The sequence below is a fragment of the Nonomuraea sp. NPDC049158 genome, assembly GCF_040648335.1.
In the GTDB taxonomy this organism is placed as follows: Bacteria; Actinomycetota; Actinomycetes; order Streptosporangiales; family Streptosporangiaceae; genus Nonomuraea.
Map to the genome: position 1 here is coordinate 1 of NZ_JBEZDM010000080.1, position 7,183 is coordinate 7,183.

The 7,183-nt window shown below is 59.3% G+C and carries 6 protein-coding genes; 4 read left to right on the forward strand and 2 right to left on the reverse strand.

Features of this window, described 5'->3' with window-relative positions; genetic code table 11:
• Positions 1 to 136 precede the first annotated feature (136 nt).
• The 4 genes from AB0B61_RS57185 to AB0B61_RS57200 all read left to right on the forward strand — a co-directional run bounded on the left by AB0B61_RS57185 (position 137) and on the right by AB0B61_RS57200 (position 5,250).
• The gene (locus tag AB0B61_RS57185; protein ID WP_358450724.1) at positions 137 to 1,060 is read left to right on the forward strand and encodes a HEPN domain-containing protein; all 924 of its coding nucleotides are present in this window, start codon (positions 137 to 139) and stop codon (positions 1,058 to 1,060) included.
• Between the two features lie 778 nt (positions 1,061 to 1,838).
• A complete protein-coding gene (locus AB0B61_RS57190; RefSeq protein ID WP_358450727.1) occupies positions 1,839 to 2,405 on the forward strand; it encodes a hypothetical protein in 567 nt (188 codons plus the stop codon).
• Entirely contained in the window at positions 2,402 to 2,860 is a 459-nt protein-coding gene (locus AB0B61_RS57195) for an integrase core domain-containing protein (protein WP_358450730.1), read from the forward strand. The genes AB0B61_RS57190 and AB0B61_RS57195 overlap by 4 nt, the downstream gene beginning before the upstream one ends.
• Before the next feature lie 686 nt (positions 2,861 to 3,546).
• Entirely contained in the window at positions 3,547 to 5,250 is a 1,704-nt protein-coding gene (locus AB0B61_RS57200; protein ID WP_358450733.1) for a hypothetical protein, read from the forward strand.
• A 289-nt stretch (positions 5,251 to 5,539) separates the two neighbouring features.
• On the opposite strand, the gene AB0B61_RS57205 is transcribed toward AB0B61_RS57200, so the two are convergent.
• Both AB0B61_RS57205 and AB0B61_RS57210 read right to left on the reverse strand, forming a co-directional pair.
• A complete protein-coding gene (locus AB0B61_RS57205; protein WP_358450736.1) occupies positions 5,540 to 5,887 on the reverse strand; it encodes a tetratricopeptide repeat protein in 348 nt (115 codons plus the stop codon).
• Positions 5,859 to 7,088 (reverse strand): tetratricopeptide repeat protein, encoded by a 1,230-nt coding sequence (locus tag AB0B61_RS57210; protein WP_358450739.1) that lies wholly within the window; start codon positions 7,086 to 7,088, stop codon positions 5,859 to 5,861. Before AB0B61_RS57210 ends, AB0B61_RS57205 begins: the two co-directional genes overlap by 29 nt.
• Positions 7,089 to 7,183: the final 95 nt, after the last annotated feature.

Sequence of the window (7,183 nt, forward strand, 5' to 3'; positions counted from 1 at the left end):
CAACATCGCCTCCGCCGCCGACTACTACCGCAGCCACCCAGCCGATGGCATGCACCTACTCGGTCTCACGACCTGAGAACGCTTCGGCCCTGGCCTGCAGACGCTCACCCGTGCAGCCAATACGGCAAGCGCCCCCGTGCAGCTCGGCAATGGTGGCCAGCTGTTTTGGGAGGACTTCTCGGATGAGCCTCAGCTCGTGCTGACGAATCTGCCGCCAGTCGGGATGCACATCCTGGAGCGCACATACCTGCAGCCACTCGTCACCCTGCTTCAGCTTGCCACCGCACGCCCCGTAACTGTGATGGAGTTCGCTGTTCAGGAGCATTCCCAAGCGCCCTGGTGGCCTGTCCACAGTCCTTCCCAGCACGGTGACGACCTCGCCCTCCCGTCGCAGCCCCTGCTGCCTCTCACTGACCTGTCGCCTGCCGTGATCGGGGCGTGGTTGGACCGTGTCGAAACCCTCGGTCCCCTTCCTGCGGGAGTGGCGAGTGTCCTCACAACCTCGTTTCCCCTGGAGACCCAGGTTCTGATCCTCAGCACGATCTCCGAAGGGCTACACCGGCGGCTCTTCCCCGACGCGCAGCGTTTCTCCCCTGAGCTCGCGGCTCAGATCCGCGAGGCAGCAGCCGAGGCGGTCAAGGAGGTCGACAAGTCCGCCGCCGAGGCCGTCAAGGGGTTCCTCGGCCATATGCATGAACCCGGCTACGGACAAAGGCTCAATCAACTGGCGCTTGACGCCGAAGCGCTCGTGCCGGGGGTCACCGGCCGCTCGAACAAGTGGAAGACCCTCGTCTACGGAGCCCGTAATGACTTCGCACACCAAATAAACCCTGGGTGGCTGGAGGACGGCGATGTAGATCGATACCTCACCGTCGCGTTGTCGTTGCGCTGGGTACTACGCGCTCTGCTCCTGGGCCAGGCCGGCCTTCATCCCGACCTTCTGCGCCGGAGGTTCGCGGAGAGTCAGGAATACGGATTCTTCCTGAGGAACGTCCACGAGTGGCGGCCGGATGTATATCCGGATGCGCATCCAAACAAGCTACGGGAATCGGTCACCTGAGGCCTTCACCGCAACCGGCACTTCACCTGATCGACTCTCCGGCAAGATCAACATGGCTTCCAGCTGGTACCAGCCCAGGCGAACGAATACACCGGGTCATCCTGCCGTGCCCGCTGCCGTCTCCCGGGTGACCGGAGCTCACGAACGTGCCGCAGGTCAAGCTTCCCCGGCGGGCATGGTGGGTGCCGAGAACTACGTGGCCTGCTCTGACGTTGCGGGGCTCGGTGTTTGGAGTTGGTGCCTGACCTGCGGCTTCTTGATGGCGTCAGTCGGCGATCCGGTGTGGCGACCCGCATGCGCCTGCCCTGTCCCGTCTCGTTCGGCCTGTACCGCTTCAAAAGTCATCGCAGGGTGCTTGACCTGCAGGTCGACCTGATGCGGCGGTACGGGCAAGATCGGTTCTTATGCCTCTCCGTCTCCTCTACCTGATCGTGCTCCGGGCGTTCGGCTGGCTGGTGCTGGGCCGAGGCGAGGCGGCGAAGGACGTCGAGATCATGGTGCTTCGACATGAGTGGCGGTACTGCGGAGGCAAGTCACCCGGCCGAAGCCGGACTGGGCCGACCGAGCGATCTTGGCCGCGCTGTCCCGGCTCTTACCATCTGCCCTGCTTGCGCATCGACTGGTGACGCCGGGCACGCTGCTGGCCTGGCACCGGCGCCTGGTCCGATGCCGGTGGACGTATCCGAGCCGGTCCGGCCGCCCTCGGATAAGCAGGGGGTCCGGGGGTTGGTAGTGCGGTTGGCGAAGGAGAATCCGACGTGGGGATATCGCCGGGTGCATGGTGTCCCGCTCGAAAACACGGTTTCATGCTGTGAGCTGGGGGTTGCTGCGCGATCAGAGCGGCGGCTGCGACGATCGCGAGGTGTTGTTGGCGTTTGTCTACCGATTGGTGAGGGGCTTGTTCGGCTTGCTGGCGGTGCTGGTCTGCGCTGATCTGTCGAAGGATGTTGAGCTGCTGGTGCTTCGCCACGAGAACCAGGTGCTGCGCCGTGAGCTCGGTGGCCGGCCGCGGTGGCGTCACGTCGCCCGGCTCTGGCTTGCGGCGTTGTCGAGGCTGGTTCGCCGCCGCCGGTGGGCGGAAGTGTTCCCGGTCACGCCAGCGACGATCTTACGCTGGCATCGCAACCTGGTAGCGCGTAAGTGGACCTTCACGGATAGACGGCGCCCGGGACGGCCATGCACCCGCCGACCAGTCAAGGCACTGATTAGTCGGATGGCGCGGGAGAACCCGACCTGGGGGCACAGGAGAATCCAAGGCGAGTTGGCCCGCCTGGGTTATCCGATCGCGGCCTCCACGGTGTGGGAGATCCTGCACGCGGCGGGTATCGATACCTGGCCGGTGTGACCGCGCACCCCACCGGGGCATGGACAGTGCAGCAGGCCCGCAACCTCGTGATGGACCTGCGTGATCGCATCGCCGGGCTGCGGTTCGTGATCCACGATCGCGATCCGCTCTTCAACTCCGCCTTCAGGGAAGTCTTCACAGCCGAAGGGTTGCGGGACATCACCACCATGCCGCGGACACCGAGAATGAACGCCATCTGCGAGCGCGTCATCGGCACCCTGCGCCGCGAACTCCTGGACCGCATCCTCATCCTCAACGAACGTCACCTGGCCCTTGTGCTCCAGGAGTATCTGATCCACTACAACGGGCACCGGCCGCACCAGTCCCGGCGCCAACGGCCTCTGGACATCGCAACGCAACCCTCTCACGACGTGACCGACCTCAACGACCTGCGATCCATCCGCCGAAAACCGGTAGTTGCCAGCATGATCAGCGAATACCGCCACGCCGCTTAACCGCAGCTCAGCCGACGTAACTCAATATTCGAGCGGTACAGGGTTGGTGCGCGCGAGCACGCACGGAGCACGCAAGCGCTAGACGAAAATTCTAGAACGCATCCGATTCCACATAACCACAGGTCAGGACATGATCAAAGCGCGCCCTGCAGGATTCGAACCTGCGACCGTCGGATTAGAAGACCAGCAGATCAACCAGGCACGCTTTCCCCTCGACCTGTAAGTTCTCGCCGCCGTCCTGTCACAAGCGAGGCGCTTGGGCGGACAATGGGCAAGAGTCACCCGGAGACTCACCAGGCAGATGTGGGAGCCAGCCTGTTTCCCGATTCTCCCGCAGATCCGCAACGACTTTCCCACGCCGTCGCATGACCAGTCGGGCCGGCCGCCGTATCCGCGGGCACAGAGGGCCAACCTGACCAATGATCCAAATCCGCGTTGCACAGAAAGGTAACTACACAACCGGACGGATCGATGACCATGGCGCCTTCCCGCTCTTGCACCAGGTCCTGTCCGGGATGCCAACCCACCGGAATATCGGAAAATAAGCACGACAAGCCGCGCACTCCGCTAATATTGACTCAAATACGCCAACTGCATCTAATGCGAAAGATGAGAGCCGATAGATGTCCGACAACTTTGAGGAAATAAATCAATTCGAGTCGCAGCTTGATCGCAAACTAGCAAGCATGAAGGCCCTAGACGCGGACCCAGTACATTCCATAATGCATGCCGTGACAATAATTTCGGCAGCCTATACAGGGAAGCGAGACAAAAACGATTGGCTCCCCATGGCCAACACTCTGCAGAGAGGGTTGGAGATCGCCCTTCCTTATTGGATCAAAAAACGGACCACAGCAAAATACCCTCCACCAGAAGAGCCCATCGAAGGCATCCTGGAAGACTTAATCTTCATGTCGCACTACTACATGGCTCGCGACATTCTCTACTATACATACAACTCGCCAGGTTCGTTTGAGTGGGAGTTCTCACCCGACAGTATTCGCATCAAGTTTTTCGACCCATCAATACCTCGCCAATTTATGGCATATGCGAACGCTGTATACCTAGACAGGGCCGATGTGATCCACGGCTTCAAAGATAGCGCGGCAGAGATTTGCACCACCCTTCGCGGTCAAGAAGAACTCGGAGATGGCCCTCACATTCAACACGCGTTCCCACTTATCAGAAGAGAAGCTGACCTCCGACTCAAGGGCAAGTTCTCTATTCTCGATGCCATCGATGACGTCATCGAACTGAACGGCTACACCTACGCAGATTTCCGCGCGACATATCAGCACCTCTTCGAAAAAGCGCTATATCATAGATACTTTGCCCGCGCAAATAATCTGCCCTGGCCAACCTACACCTTCTCAAAATCCGGCCTAGTATCAGAGATCTCCATTAATACGGGGATCGATGCCAGCGTGGTGGAATTGATTCTAGCGGACATCTCCTACGGCCCTATTACAAATGATCCACACCCAATGAACTACGGCATAATAGATCATCCCGACTCCCCCGACTACTTCATAATCGCAGAAAGGATGATAGATCAGGACGGGTACACTCAACTTCTGAGGGCTCAGGCATCGAGATCTCCAGCGAACTTTTCAACGCATATATCTGGCCCACTCGGTACTGCATTGGTCTCCCACTGTGCCTCTTTCTTCCAGGAAGCTGGCTTTCTAACTCTATCTAACGTCCATCTAAGGGATGTAGACCCCCAGGCACCCGACATTGACCTACTCGTTATTTCAAGAGAACCTACGCTCGGTTACTGTGTGTTCGCCTGCGAAGTGAAGGCGACACTGCCCGCTTTCTGGGCAAAGGATTATCTCAGGGCACTCCGCCAAGACAGTCTGACAAAAGCATTCAAACAGACAAACAAGGTGCGAAGTGTCCTTTCAACCAGAGCGGGCTACGAGCTCATCGTGAACCGAATCCTTTCCGCGGATCCAAACCCCCTAACGGACGGGGTGATAGTGATTCGCACTCTTATCGTGACATCGCAGAACTCAGGCATGTTCTTTGAAGAGGAATCCCAGACACAGGCGATCATTGATTACCGCACGCTGTCCCGCATCGTGGATGCAAGTGACGGGGACGTCGTATATCTTCTCGAAAAGCTCTATGGGGTGCGCGAGATGTTCACTCCATCCACGGCGACTCTGTCTTTCCAGCTCGACAATGTGACTGTGCAATATGAAGTTGTGGCCGATAACCCAATCCTAGAGTTTGAAAAGACGACATGGCGGAGTGACGGCACCGACGTACAGGTCACGGAGCAGTTCCTAGCCGAGGGTCGCCCTCGCGGCTGTACCTGCTCTTCGCCTCGACACGAAGCAAGGGATGATTGCCCAGCATTCCGCACTGACTCTTCTACGGAGTGATCGCACCGAATGGGATCGCCGACAAGCGTGCGTTCTACGACGGCAGGAACAGTCAGCTTCGATATACATAGCAGGGACCTAATCAGCAATGACCGCGCCCAGGTACGCCTCAAGCAACTATTCCAGGCGACAATTGATGCCGCACTCGACCGTGTGCCGGGCTTTGTAGTCCTCGCGGTCAAAGGCTGGAGGCCGCCCGCCAGCCGTTCCCCGGCGTCGGCGATGGCCGGCCTGATCGGCCGGTTCCGGGATCGTGCACCGGATCCCTCGCCGACGAATAAAACACGGCCTAGCGGAACGATCTCAGGTGAGCACGAACGACCTGTGTCAAAGGGTGAGCATCGCCCAACACACGCTCGCAATCGGCCAGCGCGGCCTCAAACAGGGAACGCGCACGGCTTAGGTTTCCCGTCGCCTGGTAGATGGTGGCCAGATTGCTGCGGGCCTGAAGGGTGGCAGGATGTTTACTGCCGAGGTTCTGTTCATAGTCGGTGAGGGTTCGTTCACCGAGAGGAAAAGCGCGGTCTAGGTCTCCCGTCATCTTGTATGCGAGCGCTAGATTGCTGCGCGTGATGAGGGTGTCAGGATGATTACTACCCAGGATCCGCTCATGCTTGCGTAGGGTGCGCTCGTACATGAAGATGGCGCGGTCCAGATTTCCTGCCGCTTGAAGTGAGGGCAAGGTTGTTTTCGGATTGAAGGGTAAAGCGGTGGTCGCTGCCAAAGGTCAGCTCGCGGTCGGCGAGGGTCCGCTCGTGAAGGGAGATGGCGCGGTGCAAGTCTCCCGCCATCTGGTAGGCATAGGCCAGGTTGTCCCGCGCGGTGAGGGTCTCGGGGTGGTTGCTGCCCAGAATCTGGTCATGCTCAGCGAGAGCCCGCTCGTGTAGTGGGATGGCGTGCTCCAGATCCCACGCTGCTCGATAGGTGCAGGCCAGATTATTCCGGGATTGAAGCGTGTTGGGGTGGTTGCTGCCCAGGATCCGTTCCCGATTCTTCAGAGTCTGCTCGTGTAATTGGATCGCGTGATCCAGATCCCCCGCGACCTGGTAAGCGTGGGCCAGATTGTTGAGCGAATTCAGAGTGTTCGGATGATCGCTGCCCAGAATACGCTCAGCTGCGTGGTATGCACGTTCCAGATAGCCGAGGGCAGGCGTGATGGCGCCCTGATCGAGAAGAAATATAGCTGCATAATTGAACAGATGGACACTGTCATAAGTGTCAGAACTTGGATGCACCTGGTTGGACAGGGCAATGATGTGCGGAAGCAGCGTGCGCCAAGTTGGCCAGCTTTCAGGGAACTCGGCCTCTTTGGGCAATGCTCCCAAGAGTAGGTCGGTGGCGTAGCTGCGGGCGGTATCGAGGTTGGCGGGTTGTCGGTGTGGATCGTTGTGGTGGGGAATTCGTGCGACAGCTTGGACCAGTCGGTGAACGGTGATGGCCGTTTTCTCGAGGGTGATCATATTATAGGCGGCTAGGCACCCTAGTGCCTGCTGAAGTTGGGGGATGGGAGCCAAGTCATCGAATAGGGAACGTGGAATAGGCTCGGGGCCGTACCAGGCGAAGATGCGCAATAGCTGCCCGGCTAGCGGGTTGTCGCTGAGTCGATCTAAGGTAAGGCGCCAGATGCGTGAGACGGTCCGCTCGGCAGCCGCGCCGTGGGCGGCCTGGTCATACATGGCGGCCGGATGCTTGGTTAGCAGATCCAAGTAGGCGCGCGGGGACAACTGGTTTTGGTGCAGGTACGCGGCAGCCTGTTCGATTGCCAGCGGCAGATACCCCAGTTCGTGAACCAGCTCAGCCACACCGTCCAGTTCCTCAGCATCGGCCTGGTCGTTCACGGGCATTCCCCCTTGAACGAGGACACCTCGAAGACTGGATCTTGAGGTCCAGGGGAAGAGATGTCACTGATGGTGATGAAGAACTACCCGCCCGA

What these genes read in the sequence shown, in the direction of transcription:
- AB0B61_RS57200 (WP_358450733.1), top strand. Translation starts at nt 3,547, where the DNA reads ATGAAGGCCCTAGACGCGGACCCAGTACATTCCATAATGCATGCCGTG.
- AB0B61_RS57205 (WP_358450736.1), bottom strand. Translation starts at nt 5,887, where the DNA reads ATGTACGAGCGCACCCTACGCAAGCATGAGCGGATCCTGGGTAGTAAT.
- AB0B61_RS57190 (WP_358450727.1), top strand. Translation starts at nt 1,839, where the DNA reads ATGGTGTCCCGCTCGAAAACACGGTTTCATGCTGTGAGCTGGGGGTTG.